19 protein-coding genes, 2 tRNA genes and 2 rRNA genes (1 of these 23 only partly in view) are annotated in these 25107 nt (G+C 38.1%); 3 read left to right on the forward strand and 20 right to left on the reverse strand.

Annotation, left to right across the window (positions count from 1 at the left end; genetic code table 11):
- The 12 genes from F8M42_RS07820 to F8M42_RS07875 all read right to left on the reverse strand — a co-directional run.
- Nucleotide 1: ribosomal RNA gene (locus F8M42_RS07820) — 23S ribosomal RNA — on the reverse strand; it reaches 2921 nt to the left of the window's first position.
- Nucleotides 2-319: 318 nt separating this feature from the next.
- Nucleotides 320-396, reverse strand: a tRNA-Ile gene (locus F8M42_RS07825).
- Between the two features lie 10 nt (nt 397-406).
- A tRNA-Ala gene (locus F8M42_RS07830) sits at nt 407-482 on the reverse strand.
- Between the two features lie 91 nt (nt 483-573).
- Nucleotides 574-2123, reverse strand: a 16S ribosomal RNA gene (locus F8M42_RS07835).
- The 16S and 23S rRNA genes sit together here with 2 tRNA genes alongside, the layout of an rRNA operon.
- A 372-nt stretch (nt 2124-2495) precedes the next feature.
- The gene (gene folE2 / locus F8M42_RS07840; protein WP_182185770.1) at nt 2496-3296 is read right to left on the reverse strand and encodes a GTP cyclohydrolase FolE2; all 801 of its coding nucleotides are present in this window, start codon (nt 3294-3296) and stop codon (nt 2496-2498) included.
- Between the two features lie 7 nt (nt 3297-3303).
- A complete protein-coding gene (gene queC / locus F8M42_RS07845) occupies nt 3304-3975 on the reverse strand; it encodes a 7-cyano-7-deazaguanine synthase QueC (RefSeq protein ID WP_407672847.1) in 672 nt (223 codons plus the stop codon).
- Between the two features lie 91 nt (nt 3976-4066).
- On the reverse strand, nt 4067-5794 hold the full coding sequence (pknB, locus tag F8M42_RS07850) for a Stk1 family PASTA domain-containing Ser/Thr kinase (RefSeq protein WP_182188682.1): 1728 nt from the start codon (nt 5792-5794) through the stop codon (nt 4067-4069).
- 5 nt (nt 5795-5799) lie between these two features.
- On the reverse strand, nt 5800-7212 hold the full coding sequence (locus F8M42_RS07855; protein ID WP_229711304.1) for a peptidoglycan D,D-transpeptidase FtsI family protein: 1413 nt from the start codon (nt 7210-7212) through the stop codon (nt 5800-5802).
- Nucleotides 7205-8461 (reverse strand): FtsW/RodA/SpoVE family cell cycle protein, encoded by a 1257-nt coding sequence (locus tag F8M42_RS07860; RefSeq protein ID WP_182185772.1) that lies wholly within the window; start codon nt 8459-8461, stop codon nt 7205-7207. Before F8M42_RS07860 ends, F8M42_RS07855 begins: the two co-directional genes overlap by 8 nt.
- Nucleotides 8461-9165, reverse strand: a complete 705-nt coding sequence (locus F8M42_RS07865; RefSeq protein ID WP_182185774.1) for a Stp1/IreP family PP2C-type Ser/Thr phosphatase — start codon at nt 9163-9165, stop codon at nt 8461-8463. The genes F8M42_RS07860 and F8M42_RS07865 overlap by 1 nt, the downstream gene beginning before the upstream one ends.
- A gap of 5 nt (nt 9166-9170) precedes the next feature.
- The gene (locus F8M42_RS07870) at nt 9171-9605 is read right to left on the reverse strand and encodes an FHA domain-containing protein (protein ID WP_182185775.1); all 435 of its coding nucleotides are present in this window, start codon (nt 9603-9605) and stop codon (nt 9171-9173) included.
- Entirely contained in the window at nt 9605-10351 is a 747-nt protein-coding gene (locus F8M42_RS07875; RefSeq protein WP_182185777.1) for an FhaA domain-containing protein, read from the reverse strand. The genes F8M42_RS07870 and F8M42_RS07875 overlap by 1 nt, the downstream gene beginning before the upstream one ends.
- Nucleotides 10352-10503: 152 nt before the next feature.
- Between F8M42_RS07875 and F8M42_RS07880 the strand changes: the two genes are divergently transcribed.
- Nucleotides 10504-10818, forward strand: a complete 315-nt coding sequence (locus F8M42_RS07880; protein ID WP_182185779.1) for a metal-sensing transcriptional repressor — start codon at nt 10504-10506, stop codon at nt 10816-10818.
- A gap of 6 nt (nt 10819-10824) precedes the next feature.
- Complete coding sequence (locus F8M42_RS07885; RefSeq protein ID WP_182185781.1) at nt 10825-13386, forward strand: heavy metal translocating P-type ATPase; 2562 nt, start codon at nt 10825-10827, stop codon at nt 13384-13386.
- A gap of 152 nt (nt 13387-13538) precedes the next feature.
- On the opposite strand, the gene F8M42_RS07890 is transcribed toward F8M42_RS07885, so the two are convergent.
- The 5 genes from F8M42_RS07890 to uxaC form a co-directional block, all read right to left on the reverse strand.
- The gene (locus F8M42_RS07890; protein WP_182185783.1) at nt 13539-15026 is read right to left on the reverse strand and encodes a UxaA family hydrolase; all 1488 of its coding nucleotides are present in this window, start codon (nt 15024-15026) and stop codon (nt 13539-13541) included.
- Nucleotides 15023-16528 carry a tagaturonate reductase gene (locus F8M42_RS07895; RefSeq protein WP_182185785.1) on the reverse strand — a complete coding sequence of 502 codons (1506 nt, stop codon included), beginning with the start codon at nt 16526-16528 and terminating at the stop codon, nt 15023-15025. Before F8M42_RS07895 ends, F8M42_RS07890 begins: the two co-directional genes overlap by 4 nt.
- A 66-nt stretch (nt 16529-16594) precedes the next feature.
- Entirely contained in the window at nt 16595-17020 is a 426-nt protein-coding gene (locus F8M42_RS07900; protein WP_182185787.1) for an HIT family protein, read from the reverse strand.
- Between the two features lie 56 nt (nt 17021-17076).
- Nucleotides 17077-18513, reverse strand: coding sequence for a glycoside-pentoside-hexuronide (GPH):cation symporter (locus F8M42_RS07905; RefSeq protein WP_182185789.1), 1437 nt, complete (start codon nt 18511-18513; stop codon nt 17077-17079).
- A gap of 201 nt (nt 18514-18714) precedes the next feature.
- Entirely contained in the window at nt 18715-20124 is a 1410-nt protein-coding gene (uxaC, locus tag F8M42_RS07910; RefSeq protein WP_182185790.1) for a glucuronate isomerase, read from the reverse strand.
- Nucleotides 20125-20326: 202 nt separating this feature from the next.
- On the opposite strand from uxaC, the gene F8M42_RS07915 reads away from it, so the two are divergent.
- Entirely contained in the window at nt 20327-21325 is a 999-nt protein-coding gene (locus tag F8M42_RS07915) for a LacI family DNA-binding transcriptional regulator (RefSeq protein WP_182185792.1), read from the forward strand.
- A gap of 89 nt (nt 21326-21414) precedes the next feature.
- On the opposite strand, the gene argH is transcribed toward F8M42_RS07915, so the two are convergent.
- From argH to argF, 3 genes are read right to left on the reverse strand one after another with little or no spacing between them, the layout of a single operon-like run.
- On the reverse strand, nt 21415-22839 hold the full coding sequence (gene argH, locus F8M42_RS07920; RefSeq protein WP_182185794.1) for an argininosuccinate lyase: 1425 nt from the start codon (nt 22837-22839) through the stop codon (nt 21415-21417).
- Nucleotides 22840-22843: 4 nt separating this feature from the next.
- Nucleotides 22844-24055: an argininosuccinate synthase gene (locus tag F8M42_RS07925; protein WP_182185795.1), complete on the reverse strand. Its 1212-nt coding sequence runs from the start codon at nt 24053-24055 to the stop codon at nt 22844-22846.
- A 60-nt stretch (nt 24056-24115) separates the two neighbouring features.
- Complete coding sequence (gene argF, locus F8M42_RS07930) at nt 24116-25060, reverse strand: ornithine carbamoyltransferase (RefSeq protein WP_182185796.1); 945 nt, start codon at nt 25058-25060, stop codon at nt 24116-24118.
- Nucleotides 25061-25107: the final 47 nt, after the last annotated feature.

Consider the following 25107-nt stretch of genomic DNA (forward strand, 5'->3'; position numbering starts at 1 on the left):
TTTAAACTTTCCATAACCGCTCATCTGCTTCGTCATCATTTCAGCTCACTCATCGGCGTATATTAATACGCCTTCTTTATTCGCTTTCATGTTTCCTTGCACCTGAACGTTTCTGGTAAGTTTATTATATTCTCGAGTCTCCTCCAGAATATCACCTTTAGCTTAAATCATTTGTTTTTGTCTTAGCTTGTTTTAGTTTCCTAATTGTGCTTGGTCCAACTATTCCCCGCCATCCTCTTGAAAATTTCTTCTCACAAGTTTGGCATTGGTGATTAATTGTTCTTTGCTTTTCTTCTGTGTAGTTTTCAATGTGCAATTATGGTGGGCCTAAGTAGACTTGAACTACTGACCTCACGCTTATCAGGCGTGCGCTCTAACCAGCTGAGCTATAGGCCCATTTCTCTTCTGGTGGAGACGAGGAGATTTGAACTCCTGACCCCCTGCTTGCAAGGCAGGTGCTCTCCCAGCTGAGCTACGCCCCCATTAGTTCTATCTATTTTTTTTGAGGGAGAAACCCTCAAAACCAAACAATACATGTTCCGGATGTGCTCGACGGATTGTTTTAATCCTTAGAAAGGAGGTGATCCAGCCGCACCTTCCGATACGGCTACCTTGTTACGACTTCACCCCAATCATCGCCCCCACCTTAGACGGTCGGTGCCTTGCGGCCCTTAGCCGGCTTCGGGTGTGAATGACTTTCGTGGTGTGACGGGCGGTGTGTACAAGGCCCGGGAACGTATTCACCGCAGTATGCTGACCTGCGATTACTAGCGATTCCGACTTCATGCAGGCGGGTTGCAGCCTGCAATCCGAACTGGGAGACATTTTTTGGGGTCCGCTCCAGATCACTCCTTCGCTTCCCTCTGTGTGTCCCATTGTAGTACGTGTGTAGCCCAGGACGTAAGGGGCATGATGACTTGACGTCATCCCCGCCTTCCTCCGCGTTGTCCGCGGCAGTCTCACTTGAGTTCCCACCTTTACGTGCTGGCAACAAATGATAGGGGTTGCGCTCGTTGCGGGACTTAACCCAACATCTCACGACACGAGCTGACGACAGCCATGCACCACCTGTTTTCTTGTCCTCCGAAGAGAAAATATCCATCTCTGGATACGTCAATCAATGTCAAGCCCTGGTAAGGTTCTTCGCGTTGCGTCGAATTAAACCACATACTCCACCGCTTGTGCGGGCCCCCGTCAATTCCTTTGAGTTTCAACCTTGCGGTCGTACTCCCCAGGCGGGATACTTATTGCGTTTGCTCCGGCACAGGAGGGGTCGATACCCCCTACACCTAGTATCCATCGTTTACGGCCAGGACTACCGGGGTATCTAATCCCGTTCGCTACCCTGGCTTTCGAGCCTCAGCGTCAGTTACAGTCCAGAAAGCCGCCTTCGCCACTGGTGTTCTTCCCAATATCTACGCATTTCACCGCTACACTGGGAATTCCGCTTTCCTCTCCTGCACTCAAGAACCTCAGTTCGGACCCCATCACGGGGTTGAGCCCCGCACTTTTAAGATCCGCTTAATGTTCCGCCTGCGCTCCCTTTACGCCCAATGATTCCGGACAACGCTTGCCGCCTACGTATTACCGCGGCTGCTGGCACGTAGTTAGCCGTGGCTTTCTAACAGGGTACCGTCATTCACTATACTTATTGGCTATAGTGCCGTTCGTCCCCTGCAACAGAACTTTACGATCCGAAGACCTTCCTCGTTCACGCGGCGTTGCTCCGTCAGGCTTTCGCCCATTGCGGAAGATTCCCCACTGCTGCCTCCCGTAGGAGTCTGGGCCGTGTCTCAGTCCCAATGTGGCCGTTCATCCTCTCAGACCGGCTACTGATCGTCGCCTTGGTGCGCCGTTACCGTCACCAACCAGCTAATCAGACGCAGGCCCATCTCCAAGCGATAGCTAAAAGCCACCTTTGGTAATACTGCCATGCAGCAGCATTACAACATTCGGTATTAGCACCCCTTTCGGAGTGTTGTCCCCATCTTGGAGGCAGGTTGCCTACGCGTTACTCACCCGTTTGCCACTAAGCCCTTACCGAAATAAGAGCCTCGTTCGACTTGCATGTGTTAAGCACGCCGCCAGCGTTCGTCCTGAGCCAGGATCAAACTCTCCATAAATTTATCGGAGAGCCAATTTGGCTCTTGTCATTTTTGTTAAAAAGAAATTGTTTCAGGTTTTTATTTAAACCGCACATCCGGTATGTTTCGAAAACATATGATGTATTGTTCAGTTTTCAAGGTGCCTGCCTCAACGAGTTAGCTTGTATATATTATCACGCGCTGTTTCGTTTGTCAAGGACTTTTTTTCGCCCGGCTCCCCGGCCGCCGCTCTCTTGAGCGCAGGAATTATTATATCTAAACTTTCTCCCTTTGTCAATCCCTTTTCCCGCTTTTTATGCAATATTGCTACGACAATATATTTTATACTATACAAATAAAAGACAGCTGTCAGATTTATACTACTGCAGCTGTCTTTCATTTACCTATTGTCTATTCCCTATCCATATATTCCTTATGTGATGCATAAGCATTATGATTATGAATAGACTCAAAATTTTCACATTCAATTGAGAAATAATCCACGTCTTTTAATTTACGCATTGACAAAACCAGATCACGCAACATATCTTCAACAAATTTAGGATTTTCATATGCTGTCTCGGTTACATATTTTTCATCTTCCCGTTTTAAAATGGAATACACTGAAGATGATGCCTGGTTTTCAATCAATTTAACCAATTGTTCAATTGTTAATGAATTAGGTTGATAAGATTTTACTTTCACCTTAACTATACTGCGTTGATTATGAGCCCCATATTTAGATATTTCTTTACTACATGGGCAAAGTGATGTGACCGGCACACTTACTACAATGGTAAAATTAAGAACTCCATCCTTTTCTTTATCACCTATAAAAGAACAATCAACATCCAGTAATGATTTCTTATGACTGATTGGTGCCGTTTTTTTTACAAAATATTTAAATCCGACAGCAATGTGCGCTGATTTAGCCGATAATTTAGTCAATGATTCCGTAAGCAAATTATCTACAGTGGAAAATTCAAGCGGTTTATTAGCATATTCGTGGAGTATCTCCATAAAACGGCTCATATGGGTTCCCTTATATTCCATCGGTAAATCTACTGTAAAGCGCTTTACCTTCGCTGTCACATGTTGTGGCTTGTCTGTCTTTTTCTTATTAGCAATCAAAAAAGGCAGCCATGCCTGGCTTATCCCTACACGCTGAATAGCAATTCCCCGTGTATCACCCATATTTTGAACATCTTTCAAAAAAAACTCACCTCATATATTCTATCGGATCTTTTAAACCCGCCTCAGCAAAACCACGCAGACGCAGTTTACAACTGTCACAATGTCCACAAGCTTTTTCACCACCATTGTAGCAGCTGCGTGTCAAATGAAATGGTGCTCCCAGCTTGGTTCCTAAAAGAATTATGTCTTTCTTTGACAAATTCTGCAGTGGTGTTTCTATTATTATTTTTTTTCCGTCTGTAGCCGTAGCTTTGGTAGCATAATCTGCTAAATTTTGAAATTTAGCAATGAACTCTGGACGACAATCAGGATAACCGGAATAATCGACAGCATTAACTCCTATATAAATGTGCGCTGCATCAAGTACCTCAGCATACCCTAAAGCATAACTCAAGAAGGTAAGATTTCTGGCAGGTACATAAGTTACCGGCACATCATCGTCATCGGGATTTCGATCAGGTACAGCAATACTCTTATCTGTCAATGCAGAACCACCAATAGCATCCATATTAGTATTTATTATTAAATGTTTTTTAACCCCGAAAAATTTTGCGACTTTTTGAGCGCTTTGTAATTCTATACTATGCCTTTGATGATAATCAAAGCTTATTGGATAAAGTTCATATCCTTTACTTTTAGCCACTGCCATACAGGTCGTAGAATCCAGCCCGCCTGACAATAAAATAACTGCTTTCAAAAAATATCCTCCCATATAAGTGACTATTATTTCTTTTAATATTATATACTGCGGAAATCCCAGCATTTTTTACAATTATTTTTCAATTTAATCAGTTGCTCTTCTTACCCACCGACAGATCCTTCCCGGCAGAACCATTATTAGGTTCCGGTTCTTTAGTGGAATTCTTTACAGTTCTTTGTTTTGCCACTACAAGGTTTATTGCACTTTTTTCTGCCGCTTCACTGGCCGGTTGAGGTGATTGACTTAAAACAGTACCTGACGGCCTGTCACTTTCCTGTTCTGTTACTGATCCAACCGAAAATCCCATTTTTTGAATAATTTCTTTTGCTGAGCCAAGTGAATCACCAATAACATCAGGAACGCCGCTTTTTTTAACTTCCTGACCTTTGCTGACGATCAAATCCACAGACTTGCCCTTTTCAAGTTTATCCCCGGCATTCGGACTTTGCCGCAAAACAGTTCCGGCTGGCTTATCAGAAAATTCTTCACTGATATCCCCTACTTTCAGCCCTGCCTTACTGAGCTGATTGGCCGCTTCTTCTTTAGTAAGACCAGTAACATCCGGTACTGATATTTTTTCACCGCCTTTACTAACATAAATGGTGACCAATCGGTCTTCTTTAACCGTCTCACCAGCTGCCGGTGTCTGGGATATTACAAAGCCTTCCGGTACGTCGGCATCATAATTTTCCGTTACCTGAACACGTAAGTTTTTACTTGTCAAAATATTTTTTGCCGCTTCTTGTGATTGTCCGACAACATTAGGAACTACCACTTGGGCATTACTCCAAAATTTACCAAAAGATAAGAATGCTCCTGTTAAAAAGCCTAACAATAATATGACAATTAATATAGCTATAAATTTTTTTGACTTTAAAAAAGAGTTTTCTGAATGTCCGGCAGTAGTTGGTACCCGTTCAGCCGCTGCCAATTCATTTATCTGCCCACGCGGTAAAATTTTTGTTGCGTAAGGATCGTCTGCTGCCTCATCTTCTGAAAATAACATCTTTTGTGCTTTATGGATATCAAGTATCATTTGCGTACTGCTGAAACGTTTTGCCGGATCCTTCTCCATAGCCTTAAGTACGATAGCTTCAACAACAGGTGGTACATCAGGACGCAATTCATGTATTGGAGCAGGCATTTCCTGTAAATGCTTTAAAGCAATGCTGACAACATTTTCACCCTTAAATGGCACTTGGCCTGTTAACATTTCATAAATTACTACCCCCAGCGAATAAATATCTGACTTAGGCGTTATAGCATTACCTTGTGCCTGTTCAGGAGAAATGTAATGAACAGAACCCACTACATTACCACTATAAGTCATCGTTGAAGAAGAAGCTGCCCGGGCAATACCAAAATCAGCTACCTTTACCTGCCCATTAGGTTTTAATAAAATATTATGAGGTTTTATATCACAATGAATAAGATTATGCGAATGAGCATGTTCCAATGCTTCACATATTTGTCCGCTTATATCAAGCACATCACGTATTGAAAGCTGTCCTTCCCGTTGAATTTTATTTTTCAATGTTTCGCCTTCAACATATTCCATAACTATAAAATGTTTGCCTTCCCATTCACCGACGTCATAAATATTGACAATGTTGACATGAGATAATTTGGCTGCACCTTGTGCCTCTTTTTTAAATCGAACTATAAATTCTTCATCATTGGCAAATTGAGGATGCAATATTTTAACCGCGACATAACGATCCAAAAGCTGGTCATGAGCCCGATATACGGCAGCCATTCCTCCGTCACCAATGCGCTCTATCAATTCATAACGTTCCGCCAAAATCTGTTTAGCCATCATGTTTAATCCTCCTTAAGCATAGTAGTTATTATATCTCTTATGACTGGCGCAGCCTCAGATCCGCCAAATCCACTATTTTCCAAAATAACTGCAAACGAAATTTTCTTATTTCCCACTTGTGCCGTACCAATAAACCATGCATGATCAGCGCCAAGAGAATTTTCCGCCGTTCCTGTTTTGCCGGCAACTACAGTCCCTTTTACTGCCGCATTTCGCCCGGTACCCCTCAATACCTCATTTTTCATATAACTTTCTATCAAGTCTGCCCTATCCGGTGTAGTTACTTCCTTAAATACACTTGGTGATGCCTTTTGAAGCACTCCTCCGTTCGGTGAAGTCACCTCTTCCACCATATAAGGCTTCATCATTTTCCCCTGATTGCCAAATGATTCAGCTAACATTGCCATCTGCAATGGTGATACCAGCAAGTTAGCCTGTCCTATGCCAACCTGGGCAATTTCCCCCTTGTTCAACTTAGAAAAATCGGGTAAATGCGCTGATTCAACTGCAAAATCTGTTTGCAGCCCATCATTAAAACCAAAGCGATCAAAGGCCTTTTTTAACCCGGCTTCACCCATTTTTACTGCCAATCCGGCAAACATCACATTACTGGAATGAATTATGCCCTCCTCCAAATCTATATTTCCATATACAGCATTATCAGCTTCATATATCTTTTGATTGTTCCCTAAATCATAATAAGGTCCACATTCTATTTTTTCATCGGGAGTTATCACATTTTGCTGCAAAGCCGCATCAGCCATCATTGGTTTTATTGATGAACCGGGTGGGTACATTCCCTGCGTTACTCTATTTAATAACGGGCTTAGTTTATCAACACGCAAACTTTCCCAGTTTTTTGCCGCGCTGTTAGGATCAAATGACGGTTTACTCACCATCGCCAATACGGCTCCGGTATTCGTGTCCAATACCACAACAGCACCGCGTTTGTTCCCCATTGCATCCCAGGCCGCCTTTTGCACAACAGCATCTAACGTCAATTTTACATTATTTCCCTTATCTGCAGCAAATAACTGTTCCAAAGGTCCCAGCTGATGAAGCAGCATATTAACACCTGATAAGTTAGCATTTTCGCCCTGTTCAATACCTGAATTTCCTATGCTGGTACCAGTATAACCCACTGCTTGAGCAAACACCATTCCATATGGATATATTCGTTTTACTATTTTACCCGTATTCTCACTATAGGCAATTTTTTTCCCATTACAATCCAATATATCCCCGCGCAAAGTGGAATTTTCCTTATTGGCAATGCGTGGATTAAGCGGATTACTGTCATACCACTCACTCTTAACTATCTGTATATAAGACAAATTCCCTATCAAAATAATGAATAATACAATAAATACACGTACTATTCTAAACATATTTCTATTTATGTCGTTATTACGCACGATTTTTCTCCCTTGCATTTATTGCCAGCAACAACCCTATTGCAATAAATTCTGAAAGCATTGAACTGCCCCCATAACTAATAAATGGCAGTGTAATTCCAGTTAATGGAATTAATTTTGTATCTCCCGCAAGAATTATAAATGCCTGTAATAACATCGTGCCGGCTATGCCAAAGGATAATAATTTGTATTTTTCATTCACACAGGCAAACGCAATTTTAGCTGAACGGAAAAATATCAGCAAATATGCCATAATTACTGATATAACGCCAATAAAGCCGAATTCTTCACCAACCGCGGAAAAAATGAAGTCCGTATATACTATCGGTATCAATTCAGGTGAGCCATGAAAAAAACCTGTGCCAAAAAATCCGCCATATCCCAGCGCAAATAAAGACTGCACTATCTGATAAGCTTTACCCATAGGATCCGCCCATGGATTAAGCCAAATTTCAACTCGTACCCGTACATGCCCAAACATCATATAACTAAAAATGGAAGCCAATATAAAAAAAACTGCCGCCAAAAATATATATGATTTATTACTTGTAGCAGCATAAGTCATCATTACTGCCATGCCAAAGAATAACAAAGCAAAACCTAAATTACGCTGATAAACAAATATTAATAATGCTATTCCCCAAATCATCACTAAAGGAGCCAAAAATCTAAGCGGTGGCAAATATAAAAAGATCCAATGCCTATTAGGTAAATTAAGCATATTTTTATTTTCTTGCAGATATGTTGCCAAAAAGCCAAGAATCAGCAACTTAGAAAATTCGGCTGGCTGTATTTGAAAAGGTCCGATTATTATCCAGTTTAAACCGCCGCCTATTTCAGTGCCAAATATAATAACTGAGCCAATAATAATTATAGCGCATAATCCAAGTATATACGGATAATCAAGCAGTTGTAAAAGCTTATCGGCAAATTTTATTGTGATAAACATAAGTACCATACCAATTACAATCCAGCGAAACTGGGCATAAAACAAAGAAACTTTTAACCGCAGCATCATAATGAGACTGATACTGCACAAGAAACAAATTAATGGCAGTATATATTCATCAGTATTTTTTAAAAACTTCTTTGCCATCATTGGCACAACAACAAATATTACACATGATACTGCCATTATCGACAAATTGACATTGTTTACCGCAGAAGCATCTTTTAGATAAAACAAAGCCATTGCCAAGGCCGGCAGACAGGCCTGTAACAGTAATATCCTATTCTTTAAATAATACATCAAAGTTCCACCACTATTGCCGTTATATTATCTATTCCACCATGCTGCAGTGCCTCTTGAATAAGGAATTCAGCCTTATCATGAATACTTTCATCAAACATAATTTGTTTTATCTCAGCATTTTCCACCATGTTAGTCAACCCATCGGTGGCCAGTAAAAGTTTATCACCTGTTTCTACTGGGAATGTCCCGGTATCTACTTTTATATCGTTCTCTACACCAACCGCACGAGTTAAAATATTTTTCTGCGGATGATGTAGCGCTTCCTCTGCCGTTATAGTCCCATTCTTCACCCATGCATCAACCAAAGAATGATCCGTAGTAATCTGTCGCAGCTGTCCGGCATGGCAACAATATATCCGGCTGTCACCTATATGTGCCCATATGACCTTATCAGTTTGTAAACAAATAATACTGGCTGTTGTCCCCATTCCCGCTAATGTTCTGTTTTCAGCGGATTTACTCAATATAATACTATTAGCCGTTGTAATGCATTGCTGCAGCATTTTTTCATCACAGGTTACCGACGAGAGTGTTTCTAAGTTCTTTCTTATCTCGCCAATCAGCAGTTTACTGGCCACTTCACCTGCAGCATGTCCGCCCATTCCATCAGCAACAGCAAAAATATGAGGTTCGGCACAAACATAACTATCTTCATTATTACCTCTGACCAGGCCCACATTAGTGCCATGTGTCACGTGCATTATTATCACCTCTCAAATTTAAATACTGTTGTCCCAATTTTTATTATATCGCCATTTTGTAAAAATGATTTATTTCTTATTTCCTGCTCATTCACGTATGTATGATTTCTGCTGTGCAAGTCTTCAATCTGGTATTGATTCTTAATATGGCTGATTACTGCATGATGATACGATACGTAAGCATCTGACAATACTATATTATTATCAGGGCCTCTGCCTAAAGTAATCAATTCAGTAAATAATACCCGTTTATTGATGATATTTTCATCATAAGACTGTAGAACTAACAATGCCACCTTTTTAATTGAACGAACATTGCCTTTTTCATGTGAATCATTATATAAATCTTTATATATTGCCCGCATTGTCTTACAAATAAAAGCACATATAAACAACAACAATGCATATTCTAATATTACCATTACTGTCTTTATGATCATCAAAGCACCTCGTAAATAAGTTTACTCTGCCCAATAGTAATCACATCTTCATTATTCAGACAAAGTGCTGTAATCTTTTTCCCATTTACAAAAGTTCCGTTTAAACTATCAGCATCATACAATATATGACGATACTTTTCAAATGTTATATAGGCATGCAATCTGGAGGCATTAGGATCAGTCAACAAAAATTCATTTTCTGCCCGTCTTCCTATATGTATCTGGTGTTCACCAATTTCTAATCTCGAATCAATATCATAACCTTCTATTACAGTCAGTCCAGCATAAAACCGTTCCAGCGGCATTGACGCTGTTTCTTTTATTGTCGGTTTTCTTATAACAATAGTCTTTTCCGCTACATCACCTGTTGCAGCAGTGCAGTCACTATCAGCAGCGTAATTTGCCGTTACTTCACAGGCTCCTTTTTTCAAACTACTATTTTTACAAAATTTTACATTTAAATGTCCATCAATAAATAAGTTACTCCGTATTGTCATACGTACGATATATTCATAAAGCATTTCCCGTGCCTTACGTGAACAGATACGGTCATAATCAGCACCGCTCATCTGCAATATATAGCAGTTAGGGGCAAACAAAATGCCATTTATCATTTTTTTATTGCGGCCCATTGAACGCTCAACATTTTTCTGCAACTCCACAAATTGAAGATCACTGGCAAATTTACGATTAAAAAATCCCTCGATATGTTTTTCTAAAAAAGTTTCCATTTTAGAAAATGACATTTATATCGCCCCGTTGTCTTTCCGAATTTAATATCCCTATTATATGCAATATTATATTCTAAGTCAAAAACAATTATTTAATTCATACTTGACAGATAATAAATAACGATGTATATTATATATACCCCCTTGGGGTATACGGAGGAAATGATATGAGCTGTAATTGTAAGAATATCCAACAAGACAATATAAAATATAAACGACGAGCTGCAGCAGAAAAAAAAGATCTTACTACACGATTAAATAAGATTGAAGGACAAGTACGCGGCTTAAAGGCGATGGTGGAAAACAACCGTTACTGTGTTGACATTTTAATACAGGTTTCTGCTGTACAATCAGCTCTCAACAGTTTTAACAAGGAACTGCTGGCCCGGCATATTAAAACTTGTGTTGCCGATGACATAAGAAAGGGTAACGACACTGCCATCAATGAACTTTGCGAGCTTTTAAAAAAACAAATGAAGTAGGTATATATGATGAAACAAAAATTTTCTGTAACCGGCATGACTTGTTCGGCATGTTCAAGCCATGTTGAAAAAAGTGTGATTAAAACACCTGGTGTAAAAAATGCCAGTGTCAATTTACTTACCAATAGTATGCAGGTAGATTACGATGAGGAAACGACTTCTTCAGCCAAAATAATTACTGCAGTCGAAAGTGCCGGTTATGGCGCATCTGTTTTTGGCAGCGCAGATACAGTTACTGCACCTGATAAAACTTCTGCCATCACAGCCATGCGGCAGCGTCTTTTTACTTCTGTGTTATTTTTGATACCACTACTTTATATTGCCATGGGTCATATGATTTATAGTTGGTTATCAATTACTCCGCCATCTTTTATGTCTAGCTATTTTTTAGGCAATGCCAACGCTGTCACTTACTCATTTACACAACTCTTATTATTGCTGCCGATAGTTCTAATCAATAAAAGTTATTTTATTAATGGCTTTAAAACACTCAGCAAGGGCAGTCCCAATATGGACAGTTTAATCGCAATTGGTGCTGGTGCGTCAATTGTTTATGGTATATTTTCCATTTATCGTATTGGCTACGGACTAGGTTATAATCTTCCATCTCTTGTTGAACATTACCGACTCAATCTATATTTTGAGTCAGCCGGTATGATACTTACCTTAATAACTGTAGGTAAATATCTGGAAACTAGAGCAAAAGGAAAAACCAGCGATGCCATAACCAAATTAATAAATCTCACTCCTAAAAAAGTAACTGTCATAAAAAACGGCACAGAAAAACTTATTCCGGCTGATGATATCCTTGTTGATGACATTTTTATTATAAAACCCGGAGAAGCTGCAGCTGTCGATGGTATAGTCATCGAAGGACGCTCAGCTTTTGATGAAGCTGCATTAACCGGTGAAAGCATCCCTGTAACAAAAAGCCCCGGTGACAAATTAATATCTGCTTCGATAAATAAGACCGGCCTAATCCGCGCTAAGGCAACACAGGTTGGTAAAAACACAACAATAGCTAAAATAATAAAATTAGTTGAAGATGCTTCTGCCAGCAAAGCTCCTATAGCTAAACTTGCCGACAAGGTTGCCGGTGTATTTGTTCCTATAGTTATCGGCATTTCTTGTTTTACCGGTCTATTTTGGCTGTATAATGGCTCCGGTACTGAGTTTGCCATATCGATGGCGATAACTGTATTGGTTATCTCCTGCCCGTGTGCATTAGGTTTAGCAACCCCTGTGGCTATTATGGTCGGTACCGGCAAAGGAGCCCAAAACGGCATTTTGATAAAATCCGGTGAAGCATTGGAAACAGCGCACGCCATCGACACTATCGTACTCGATAAAACAGGTACTATAACTGCAGGAAAACCCATTGTCACTGATATTATCTGCACCGACAGCAACGATGAAAACAGTTTATTGAAAATAGCCGGTTCAATTGAAAAAGGCAGCGAACATCCTTTGGCAGAGGCTATTATTAATAGATGTGAAACTAATGCCATAAAATTTGCTACTGTAACTGATTTTAAGGCACTTTTAGGTCTAGGCGCTGAGGGATGCATTAACGGCCAAAAATATTATGCCGGAAATATAAACCTCCTCCATGAAAAAGGTATTTACATCAATGACATCCAAAATAAGATTATTCAGGAACTGGCCCAAAAAGGTAAAACACCATTAATTTTTGCCGACACACAAAAAATTATTGGTATTATTGCGGTAGCAGATACAATAAAACCAGACAGCAAGACAGCTGTACAAAAATTAAAAGCAAATGGCTTAAACGTCATAATGTTAACCGGTGACAATAAAATAACCGCCCATGCCATAAAATCACAAGTAGGTATAGATAATGTTATTGCCGATGTATTGCCAACTCAAAAAGAAGCACAAATAACCGCATTAAAAAATAGCGGTCATAAAGTCGCCATGGTTGGTGATGGTATAAATGATGCGCCCGCTTTGACCGCCGCTGACGTTGGTATTGCCATTGGAGCTGGAACCGATATAGCTATTGAAAGCGCTGATATAGTATTGATGAAAAGCAATCTTTTAGATGTTGTCAATACCATGCATCTCAGCAAAGCGGTGATTCGCAATATAAAAGAGAATTTATTCTGGGCTTTCTTTTATAATATAATTGGTATTCCTATTGCCGCCGGACTTCTTTATCCTCTTTGGGGAATACGTTTAAATCCAATGTTTGCCGCTGCAGCCATGAGTTTGAGCAGTGTATGCGTTGTAACTAATGCACTGCGTTTAAGAAATTTACGGCTGGATAATTCTCAAAACAATACCTTCCCGCCGAATTCCAACATAATTGTACAAAAAGAAAAAGGAGCTAATAAAATGAAAACAGTAACTATCATGATTGAAGGAATGAGCTGCAGCCATTGCACTAATGCAGTAACAAAGGCATTGCAGTCCGTTAATGGCGTTGATGATGTAAAAGTCAGTCTGGAAAAGAAAAATGCTGTCGTTACAGCAGATAATAATATATCGGTAGATATATTGAAAAATGCCGTTATCAATGCCGGATATGATGTAATTGATTTAAAATAAGTAAAACAGGGTTGTCACACATAACCATTTTCATTCATAAATATACGATAGTCCACTCTATTTACCCGCCCTTAGAAAAGCAAAAAGCGCATTACAGTGGTGGATTTGCATCTTTATGAAGTCAATGTTGTTTAGTGACAACCCCGTTTTATTTACTCTGTCACGCCATCTTTCATTATGGCTATTTCATGAAAATCCATCTGTTCCGATTTAGTAAGCTGTCCTGATGCAATTTTTATTATTAAATCGAATAACTCATCACGCAGATTGTCCATAGAAATATTATTCAATAACCTACCAGCATTAAAATCAATCCATTTGGATTTATAGCTGGCCAATTGATCATTAGTTGCTATTTTTATTACTGGGACCGTAGTTCCCCATGGAGTACCGCGTCCCGTTGAAAACAATATCAATTGGCAACCGCAAGCCGCCAATGCCGTCGTCGACACTGAATCATTGCCAGGGCCATTAAGCAGATTCAGGCCTGTATTTTTTAATATATCCCCATAACAAAGCACATCCTTGACAGCAGCCTGTCCTCCTTTTTGCACGCAACCCAATGATTTATCTTCCAGAGTGGTTATGCCGCCCTTTTTATTACCAGGGGAGGGGTTGTCATATATTACCTGCCCATAACGCTGAAAATATTTTTTAAAATTATTTATTAAAGCTACAGTTTTATTAAATACCCGCTTATCGATTGCTCTGTTCATCAAGATACTTTCAGCGCCAAACATTTCCGGCACTTCTGTGAGAACAGTGCTACCACCACTGGCTATTATAAGATCTGATAATGCACCAATTAATGGGTTAGCAGTTATGCCAGATAGCCCGTCAGAACCACCACACTTCAATCCGACACGTAATTCAGACACATGACAGGCTGTCCTGGTATATTGATTAGCAAATCGAGCCAGCTGCAGCAGTAATTTTTCGCCGGCATCATTCTCATCCTTAACCTCCTGCGTAACAAGAAATTTTACCCGATTTCCATCAAAATTTCCTAAAGCTTTCTTAAATTCATCAATGTTGTTATTTTCACAACCAAGTCCTACGACAAGCACAGCTCCGGCATTGGGATGATTAACAATATCAGCTAGTATACGCTGGGTTGTGTGGTAATCGTCACCAATTTGTGAACATCCATAAGGATGTGTCACAGCAATGCAGTCATCAATATTTTTTAAATTTCTGCATAATTTCCTACCTTTTCTTTCTAAATAACGAACTGTACTGGTAACACAATTTACCGTAGGCACTATAAGAATATTATTTCTAATACCAATTATATTCTTATCACGCCTGTATCCCATAAATGTGGTATTTTTTTTAATGGGCAGTTTTGTCGGTAATACTGGATCATATTTATAATCTTTTACTCCCTTAAGATTAGTTTTTAGGTTATGGGTATGGATATGGGCACCAATAAAGATGTTTTCCGAAGCATGCCCGATAGGAAATCCATATTTTACGATATTCTCACCCCTTTTTATATTATCCAGAGCAAATTTATGGCCTATACAGATATCATCCAGCAATGTGATTTCCCTGTTGTTGACTTTAATAATATTTCCCTTGAATAAATTTTCTAAAGCTACCGCTGTATTATCCAGTTTGCTTATTTGCAATGCTTTCATAATTGTACATCTTTCCGTATTAAAGATTTCATAACAGTCCTGCTGCCTTCCTTACCTATCCTATAAAGATATTTACCGATAATTTCAGTGATATTGGCAAACTTAGTCAAATCGATATTCCATAAATCAGTATCACTGATTACTTCCTTTACCATATTTATACTACTTTGCTGCGTGCCATCATATAATTTCCAAGCTGCTGCCATTTTAGCAATATCAGCTTCATTATCAGTAAGCTCGTATTCTTTTCCCTGCCGTATGCCATATAAATGATTGCCCTCAATCCGCACTGGTCTATACAGAAAAATATATGCAGCAAACGAAAACAAGAGCTCCTCAGGAAATTTACCAAATTTATCATGATATTCTAATAAAGACGGCAGTACTCTGACTTTAAATTTGGATGTTGAATTCAATAGTATATTGAGCAAATAATGCTTGATAAATGGGTTTTCAAAACGCTCAATAACTGATTCCGCAAAATTTTCAAGCATACTTTTATCTATATCTATTGATGGTAAAATAACGTTACGTATTACCTGACGGGTAAATTTTCCTGTTACTTTATCGTCCATCATTTCGGACACAGTATCAAGTCCGGACAAAAAGGCAGCCGGCACATTCGCTGTATGTCCGCCATTAAGCAACCGTACTTTACGTTTTCTGTATTTACTTATATCCTTTTCGATAACTACATTCAGCCCAATTTTTTGAAAAGGCAGCTTTTCTTTTAAACAAGCGTCTCCTTCAATAGCAAAAAAATAAAATGGTTCACCGCAAACCAACAACCTATCTTCGTAACATAATTCTCTGATAAACTTTTTAGTTTCACTCTTTGGATAACCGCTTACAACCCTGTCCACCAAGGTATTATAAAATTTATTATGATAATTGAGCCAATCGATAAATTTTCTAGGTAAATTCCATTGTTGGCAATATTTTAGGATTATGCTTTTTAATAGATCACCGTTTGCTTCCAACAGCTCACAAGGAATTACGTACATTCCCTTATCGGTGTCGCCATGAAAATATTTATAGCGATGATAAAGATAGAGCGTTAACTTTGCCGGAAATGACAGCGGCGGCAGCATATCCTTACAGTCATCAGCATTATATACAAGGCCTGCTTCCGTAGTATTGGAAAATACATACTCAATTGTGGGATTTTCTGCACATTTCAATATGTCAGCCCAATTGGTATAAGGATTTATTCCACGGCTTACAGAGGTTATTATTTCTTTCTTATTTACAATATTACCGTCTCGTACACCGCGCAGTATAGTCGTATATAGACCATCCTGCGCATTCAGTTTACTGACCACCTTGCCATATGGTGTCGGTTGAACAGCTACAATCCGACCATTAAATACGTTATTCAAATTCATCCGATGCACCATCCAATCAATAAAACAACGCAGAAAATTTCCCTCACCAAATTGAATAATTTTTTCGGGCAAATTGCTTTTTAGTTCCGGATGAGAATTGAAACTTAACATTTCCATATAAAATACCTTCTTTTACTAATTCATAGTATAAAAACAAAATATTATGTTATAAGTAATAAAAACTTATTTTCTAAGTACTGCCCTTATCTGCTCTATTATTTCCGCATATTCAGTGTCAGTCAAATATACATTATCAGGATTCATGGCAAAAACTCCACCCCATTCAAATTTATCCTTATATTTGGGAACCAAATGTGTATGAATATGCTTTGCTGTATCACCATATACCCCATAATTTATTTTATCAGGAATAAATATCTCATACAACGCACGTGACACTTTAGCTATGTCTTGATAATAACCAGCAATATCTTTATTATCGAGCTCGGTAATATCACCTATATGTTCCTTATAGGCCACAATACATCTACCCTTATGGCTCTGTTCTTTAAATAAATAAACGCGGCTTACCGGCAGGCTGCAGATAAACATGCCAAACCCAGCCAACACCTCATCATTTCCACAATAAGCACAATTTATGTCTTTCAATTTTATACCCCCATATTAAATCTATAATACAAATTTTTGCACCAAAAATACGAGAACTATTTTATCTGTCCATTTTCCCACAAATTATTGCTTAAATCATTGGCAATTTTTTTATAATGATCATCTGACAAACTATAAAAAAGACCGATTATTATAGCTGCTATACCCAGTGCAACACCAGGATAAAGTGTCATTGCGGCTTTAATACCTGTTAATGTTTCTTCTGATTGGGTAATATTTGCCACGTATCCGGTTAAAACTAAAATACCGGAACTCACCACTGCAGCTATAGCCTGTGCTATTTTACGAGAAAAATTGAAGGCAGCATAGGTTATGCCCTCTTTACGGATACCATTATGCCATTCACCATAGTCAATAACATCAGAAACAAAGGCCCACGTGATACCATTTGGGATAGCTAAAGCGACATATCCTATAGTAACAAGAATAATAAAGGTATAAATATTAGTAGTAATTACGAAATTAAGAATATTTGCAATACATCCAATTAAAAGTCCACTTACAGCTGTTTTCTTTTTGCCAAATTTTTTTACTAACGTAGGTATTAATAAAATCCCTAAGACAGAACATCCCATCATGATGCCATTTACCAGCGGCTGTAATCCCATGTTTCCTAAATTATACTGGCAGAAAAATATCATCATTTGGTTGTTGGTATTCATTGCTGAAATAGTAAACAAGGTCATTAAAATTATACAAAGCAGTGGTTTATTAGTAAATACTACTCTAATATAATCAGAAAAACCTGCTTTCTTTTCAGCTTCAGTATTACGCAAAACAGGCACATTTTCGCGTGTATTGCGATAACAGATATAAAAACCTATTACTCCAATAATAGACATGATGATAGCCGCCACAAAAAAACCATGGCGCGGATCACCGGAAGCAATGACTATAGGTACAAAAGCCATACCGGTTATAAGTTGCGCCCCTATAGAGCCAGCCTGACGTGTTGTTGCCAATTGGCTTCGTTCACTGATATCACGTGTCATGACGCTTGCCAGCGAACCATAAGGTATATTAGTAAAAGAGTAGACAAGTCCCCATGCCATATAAGCAACATACGCGAAAAGTATTTTACCTGACAGCGATAAATCCGGCATAGTAAATGTTACTATAGTAAGAAGTGCCAGTACAATGCTGGAAATCATCATAACTGGACGAAATTTGCCGCGTCTGCCTATATTTTTTCGTCTGTCTATCAAGGAACCTGCTATAGGATCCATAAATGCATCAAATATTTTAGTAAATGCAAAAATACCTGCTACTGCTGCTGCGGGAATTGTACAAATATCTATCCAATATTTGGTTAAATAGGCCTGTCCTAAATCAAACATAAAACCATTACCAAAATCACCAAAACCATAACATATTTTTTCCCGCCATGATAATTTTTTAAAATGTTCGATTTGATTTGTCGTAATTTTGCTCCCATTATCCTTGTGGGGTGAGGTATTAATTATTTCCTGCATAATATTTCCTTTCTAATCATCTTAATATACTTTAAATGAATATTCTGTATATAATAATTAATAGCATTATTTTGTTATTTGTTTAAACATAAACTGCTTAAGCCGCAATATCTGAAAATACAAAAGTATATATTATATCGCGGCTTATTTCAAAAACAATAATCTTTCAGGTAATGTACGCATAAATTCGTCATAATAAAATCAAATATCAAATCCAAAATATTTTTTAGCATTATAATAAGAAATATTTTGGACAAGCTTCCCCAGATAATCTATATCATTAGGGTACTCACCATTTTCTACAAGCTTAGCAATAAAATTACATAAGATACGACGATAATATTCATGTCTCGGATAAGATAAGAAAGAACGTGAATCAGTAACCATTCCTAAAATATTGCCAAGAATAGAAAGATTTGCAATATTAGTCAGTTGATTGACTATGCCATATTTGGAATCGTTGAACCACCAAGATGCCCCTTGCTGTATTTTCCCGAAAACTCCTGGACCTTGAAAAGAACCGATAACTGAACCAATCATTGTATTATCAGCGGGATTAAGCGAATAAAAAATTGTTTTTGGCAATATATTATTTTTATTGAGCGAATCCAAGAATGCCACAATCCCCTCAGCGCAGTTGTATGCAGCAAGACAGTCAAAACCAGTATCAGGTCCAAGTTTACTATACATATTGCTATTATTATTTCTTAACGCTGAATAATGAATCTGCATTGTCCAATCACGTTTACTGTATTCAGAAGCAAGAAACGTCAAAAGTACTGTCTGATACTTTTCTGTTTCATCATTAGAAATTTTCTCATTTTTTAAGGCCTTTGCAATAATTGTGTTAATTTTCGCATCATCGGCTGGATTGTAAAATACATATTCCAAAGCATGATCCGTAACTCTACAGCCCATATCACCAAAATAGTTCATGCGTTTTTTTAGGGCTTGACGGATATCATTTATCGTTTTTATTTCTATTTCAGCAATTTTCCCCAGCTTAACAACATAGTCACTATACCCCTCTGCATCAATACGCATTATAGCATCAGGACGCATAGCAGGTACCACCTTAGCACTGCATGACCCGTCATCCCTGATTTTTTTATGCCATTTCAAAGAATCGGCAGGATCATCTGTCGTACAGATAAGCTTAACATTTGAATTAGAAATGATACCCTGCACACTCATTTCTGATGTCCGCAATTTTTTGTTGCACAAATCCCAGATTTTCTCAGCAGTACTCTCATTTAAAGTAATATCGCAATCAAAAAATCTTTTTAATTCTAAATGAGTCCAATGATAAAGCGGATTCCCTACAGCTTTTGGAAGCGCTTTCGCAAATTCTTGAAATTTTTCTCGATCAGAAGATTCTTTTCCGGTTATTTTACTTTCCGGTGTACCATTAGAACGAATAAGACGCCACTTATAATGATCACCGCCCAGCCATACTTGAGCAATATTGTCAAACTGGCGGTTTTCAGCAATCTCCTGTGGTTGAATATGGCAATGATAATCAACTATAGGCATTTTTTCAGCATAATCGTGAAAAAGCGTTTTGGCTGTTTCCGATTCCAACAAAAAATCTTCATCCATAAATTTTTTCATCTGTTATCCCTCTTTTAAATAATAAATATATAAAATGTAAGCGCTTACATTTTATATATTTAAAATATCACGCTTAAAAGCATTTGTCAATATTTAATTATTTATTAAATTCAATTAATTTAAATTAATTGAATAAAAACATGTTTAACAATTTATATGATATAATATATAATATTCTATTTAAAATAATTGAGGTATATTAATGTCAACAATATATGATATAGCAGAAAAATGTGGCGTATCCATTGCGACAGTTTCACGTGTTCTTAATGGAAGTACACGAGTTAATAAAAAAACAAAGGAAAAAATTTTGTCAGTTATAGAAGAACAGCATTATCAACCTAATCCATTTGCACGTGGATTAGGACTTGATTCAATGAAAATGATTGGTGTTTTATGTACTGATGTATCTGATGCTTTTTATGCAACGGCTGTATCATTGATTGAAAATAACTTAAAGAAATTCGATTTAAACGTAATATTAAGCTGTACCGGATACGAACCGGAACCCAAGTATAAATACCTGCAGTTTCTTTTAGACAAGCATGTAGACGCCATTATTATAATTGGAACACCATTTACTAAATCAAAAGATATTTCTTATATAAAGAGTGTTGCTAAAAAATTACCAGTAATAATGGTAAATAGTTATATCGAATTTCCTAATATTTACAGTATAGCCTGTGATGAAAAAACAGGTATGCGTGATATCGTAAAAAAAATGGCTGCCAAACGCTGTCAATCAATTCTCTATCTTTACGACTCATTAACTTACAGCGGTAAGCAAAAATTAGATGGTTATAAAACAGGTATAAAAGAATGCGGTCTTAGTGACAATCCTGCACTACAAAATAAAATTATCAGATCACTGGAAACGGCTGAAAACATTATTCATAAACTTACAATCCAGAAGGTAGAATTTGATGCTGTTATTACTTCCGAAGACTTATTAGCAATTGGTGCACAAAAGGCCTTATTAAGAATAAATAGAAATATACCTGTAACTGGATGCAATAATTCTATTTTATCCCAATGTGCAACCCCCATGATTACCAGCTTAGATAATCGCTTAGATGTTCTTTGTGAATCTGCAGTTGATTTACTGACCAAGATTATGAACAAAACAGCTGTCCCATCAAAAATAGTTTTTCCTGCCAGACTTATACAACGAAATAGTTTCATTTTTGATGATACCCACTGATGAATAAAGCTTATACAAAAAATGCACGCGAAGTAGATGCGTGCATTTTTTATATAAGCTTATAGTCAATAATTTTTACAAATTGGAATTTATATTTTTATCTGCTTACTTTCATATAGTTCAAGCTGCTTTTTCTCATTAGCAAAAATATTTTTTGCAGCAAGGATCTGCATTTTCACTTGTTCATATGATGTACCACCATATGAATTACGATTTTTCACACAAGTCTCCGGTTTTATTGCATCATATATATCAGCTTCGAATAAACCGGACAACTTTTTATATTCTTCCATCGATAAATCTTCCAGCCATTTATGTTGTTCAATACAATAATGGACCGCCCTGCCGGAAACGGCATGAGCCTGCCGGAACGGTAATCCTTTTTTCACCAGGTAATCAGCCAAATCCGTAGCATTAGAAAAATCCTCCCGTACAGCCTTCAGCATAATATCTTTTTTTATTTTCATACCGCGAATTAATTGGGCATATACTGCCAAACTGAATTTGACTGTATCAATCGTATCAAAAAGGCCTTCCTTGTCTTCCTGCAGATCTTTATTATAAGCAAGCGGCAATCCCTTTACTATTGTCAGCATAGCCATCAGATGTCCGATAGTCCGCCCGGTCTTGCCGCGAACCAATTCTGATACATCAGGATTCTTCTTTTGTGGCATCATACTGGAACCGGTACAATGCGCATCATCCAATTCAATAAAAGAAAATTCACGTGAACACCAAAGAATTATTTCTTCACTTATCCGGCTTAAATGAACCATCAATATAGATGCGGCTGATAAAAATTCCATAATGTAGTCCCTGTCACTTACCGCATCCAGACTATTGGAATAAATTGCTGAAAAATTAAGTTGTTCTGCCACATACTGCCTGTCTATCGGAAAAGTCGTACCAGCCAAAGCTCCGGCTCCTAGTGGCATAATATCACAACGTTCATAAGCACCTTTAAAACGGGAAAAATCGCGTACCAGCATGGCACAGTAAGCCAGCATATGGTGAGCAAATAAAATTGGCTGTGCTCTTTGCAGATGTGTGTAGCCAGGCATAATAACATCATTATTTTTCTGAGCGACTTCTGCGAAAGCCTTTTGTAAATCAAGAATAAGACTCTGCACTTCAAGTATTTCCCGACGCAAATACATATGTGTATCAAGAGCCACCTGATCATTACGGCTTCTTGCCGTATGCAGCCGGCCGCCAGCTTCTCCGATAGCGTCAGTAAGACGTTTTTCAATATTCATATGAATATCTTCCAAGTCAACAGAAAAATCAAAATTTCCCTGTTCTATCTTAACAAGAATTGCTTTTAATCCATCTGTTATAGCGGTGCAGTCACTTTTGCTTATTATGCCGCATTTTGCCAACATTCTAGCGTGAGCAATGCTGCCAGCTATATCTTCATGATACATACGTTTATCAAAGTGTATGGAAGCTTGAAATTCATTTATCATTTGATCGGTGGATTTAGCAAATCTGCCACCCCATAATTGTTCACTCATATAACTATTTACCTGTTTTTTCCTGCATCAGAGCACGAACCTTCAATGGTAACCCAAATAAATTAATAAATCCAGTAGCGTCTGCCTGATTATAAACATCATCAGCTTCAAAAGTTACATAATCATGACTATATAAGGAATATGGCGATTTTGCTCCAGCTGACATAATATTACCCTTATAAAGCTTTAATTTCACTGTACCGGTGACTGTTTCCTGAGTACTGCTGACAAATGCAGCCAATGCTTCACGCAGCTGACTAAACCACATTCCATCATAGACAAGTTCACCATAGCGAATCGCCACAGTTTCCTTGTAATGGAATGTCTGGCGATCAAGACAAAGATATTCCAGCTCCCTATGGGCATAGTACAAAAGTGCTCCGCCTGGATTTTCATATACACCACGCGACTTCATTCCAACAAGCCGGTTTTCCACTATATCAGTTATGCCAATACCATTTTTAGCACCGATTTCATTTAATTTTTCTAACAATTCAACTGCATCCATTTTTTGTCCATCTACAGCTGTTGGTATTCCCTTTACAAAGTCAATTGTTATATATTCTGGTTTATCCGGAGCATCTTCAGGAGCTTTGGAAATCAAATACATGCTATTTTTCGGTGCATTTCCGGGATCTTCAAGATCGGAACCTTCATGGCTTAAATGCCAGATATTTCTATCCATGCTATACGTTTTATTTTCTGCAGCAACCGGAATATTATGTTCATTAGCATAAGCGATTTCATCTTCACGTGATTTCAACGTCCATTCACGCCATGGTGCAATTATTTTAATATTTGGTGCTAATGCCTTAACTGTTAATTCAAAACGGACCTGATCATTTCCCTTGCCGGTAGCACCATGTGCGATAGCATCAGCATTTTCCTGTTTAGCTATTTCTACAAGCCGCTTAGCAATAAGCGGGCGAGCAAAAGAAGTACCTAAAAGATATTTTCCTTCATAAACAGCTCCTGCCTGCAGCGTCGGCCATACATAATTTTCCAGAAAATCTTTAGTTAAATGTTCTATATAGACTTTAGATGCTCCGGATTTTAAAGCTTTATCATGAACTACATTTAGTTCATCACCCTGCCCAATATCGGCACATACGGCAATAACTTCACAACCACCATAGTTTTCCTTCAACCATGGAATAATTACAGATGTATCAAGACCGCCTGAATATGCAAGGACAACTTTATTCACTTTTTCCACTTATAACAACTCCCTATATTTAATTGACCAATAAAATATTATAACTTTATTAACTATTTATCAATGCTGGTGCATATCTCCCATCAAAAGTGCCATAATTGCCTTTTGCGTATGCAGACGATTTTCTGCCTCATCAAAAATTTCAGCAGCGTGTGCCTCCAAAACCTCATTTGTGATTTCTTCACCACGGTGTGCAGGCAAACAATGCAGCACCATAGCACGTTTATCTGCGACTTTCAATACATCATCGTTTATCTGATACCCCTGAAATATTTTAACACGTTTGTCATGTTCCGCTTCCTGTCCCATACTGGCCCAGACATCTGTATATAAGACATCGGCATCTTTAGCTGCTGCCATAACATCATCAGTAACTGAAACAACAGCCCCTGTTTCAGCAGCGTCAGCTTTAGCATTCACCAATATATCAGTATCCGGTTCATAACCATGTGGTGTTGCCGCTACAAAATTTATGCCGGCTTTGGCACATGCATACATTAATGAGTGTGCCATATTATTGCCATCACCAATATAAACCATTTTAAGTCCCCGCAGATTTTTCCCCTTATGCTCCTTTATTGTCAATAAATCTGTTAAAGCCTGACAAGGATGAAGTAAATCAGTAAGGGCATTTATCACCGGTATATCAGCATATTGGGCAAATTCTTTAACTTTTTCATGTTCAAAAGTACGAATCATTATTCCATCAAGATAACGTGATAACACTCTGGCCGTATCCTTTATAGGTTCACCGCGGCCAATTTGCAAATCCCTATTCGACAAAAACAGCGCTTGTCCACCCAATTGGTACATTCCTGTTTCAAAAGAAACTCGTGTTCTCGTGGATGATTTTTCAAAAATCATCCCTAATGTTTTTCCCTCCAGTATATGGTGTTCGATACCGGCCTTCTGCATTGCCTTTAATTCCTGTGCCAAATCCAATATTTCATCTACATCATCAACCGTAAGGTCATGTATTGATAATAGATCTTTACATGAAAGCATTTAAGAACCTCCTCTAATATTATTTTTGTCCTAACACAAAAATCAAC

It is taken from the genome of Pectinatus frisingensis, assembly GCF_014076555.1.
Classification (GTDB): domain Bacteria; phylum Bacillota; class Negativicutes; order Selenomonadales; family Selenomonadaceae; genus Pectinatus; species Pectinatus frisingensis.

What these genes read in the sequence shown, in the direction of transcription:
- F8M42_RS07875 (WP_182185777.1), bottom strand. Translation starts at nt 10,351, where the DNA reads ATGTCATTTTCTAAAATGGAAACTTTTTTAGAAAAACATATCGAGGGA.
- F8M42_RS07860 (WP_182185772.1), bottom strand. Translation starts at nt 8,461, where the DNA reads ATGTATTATTTAAAGAATAGGATATTACTGTTACAGGCCTGTCTGCCG.
- uxaC (WP_182185790.1), bottom strand. Translation starts at nt 20,124, where the DNA reads ATGAAAAAATTTATGGATGAAGATTTTTTGTTGGAATCGGAAACAGCC.
- F8M42_RS07905 (WP_182185789.1), bottom strand. Translation starts at nt 18,513, where the DNA reads ATGCAGGAAATAATTAATACCTCACCCCACAAGGATAATGGGAGCAAA.
- argF (WP_182185796.1), bottom strand. Translation starts at nt 25,060, where the DNA reads ATGCTTTCATGTAAAGATCTATTATCAATACATGACCTTACGGTTGAT.
- F8M42_RS07895 (WP_182185785.1), bottom strand. Translation starts at nt 16,528, where the DNA reads ATGGAAATGTTAAGTTTCAATTCTCATCCGGAACTAAAAAGCAATTTG.
- F8M42_RS07890 (WP_182185783.1), bottom strand. Translation starts at nt 15,026, where the DNA reads ATGAAAGCATTGCAAATAAGCAAACTGGATAATACAGCGGTAGCTTTA.
- F8M42_RS07880 (WP_182185779.1), top strand. Translation starts at nt 10,504, where the DNA reads ATGAGCTGTAATTGTAAGAATATCCAACAAGACAATATAAAATATAAA.
- F8M42_RS07915 (WP_182185792.1), top strand. Translation starts at nt 20,327, where the DNA reads ATGTCAACAATATATGATATAGCAGAAAAATGTGGCGTATCCATTGCG.
- F8M42_RS07870 (WP_182185775.1), bottom strand. Translation starts at nt 9,605, where the DNA reads ATGATCATAAAGACAGTAATGGTAATATTAGAATATGCATTGTTGTTG.
- pknB (WP_182188682.1), bottom strand. Translation starts at nt 5,794, where the DNA reads ATGGCTAAACAGATTTTGGCGGAACGTTATGAATTGATAGAGCGCATT.
- F8M42_RS07865 (WP_182185774.1), bottom strand. Translation starts at nt 9,165, where the DNA reads ATGCACGTGACACATGGCACTAATGTGGGCCTGGTCAGAGGTAATAAT.
- F8M42_RS07885 (WP_182185781.1), top strand. Translation starts at nt 10,825, where the DNA reads ATGATGAAACAAAAATTTTCTGTAACCGGCATGACTTGTTCGGCATGT.
- argH (WP_182185794.1), bottom strand. Translation starts at nt 22,839, where the DNA reads ATGAGTGAACAATTATGGGGTGGCAGATTTGCTAAATCCACCGATCAA.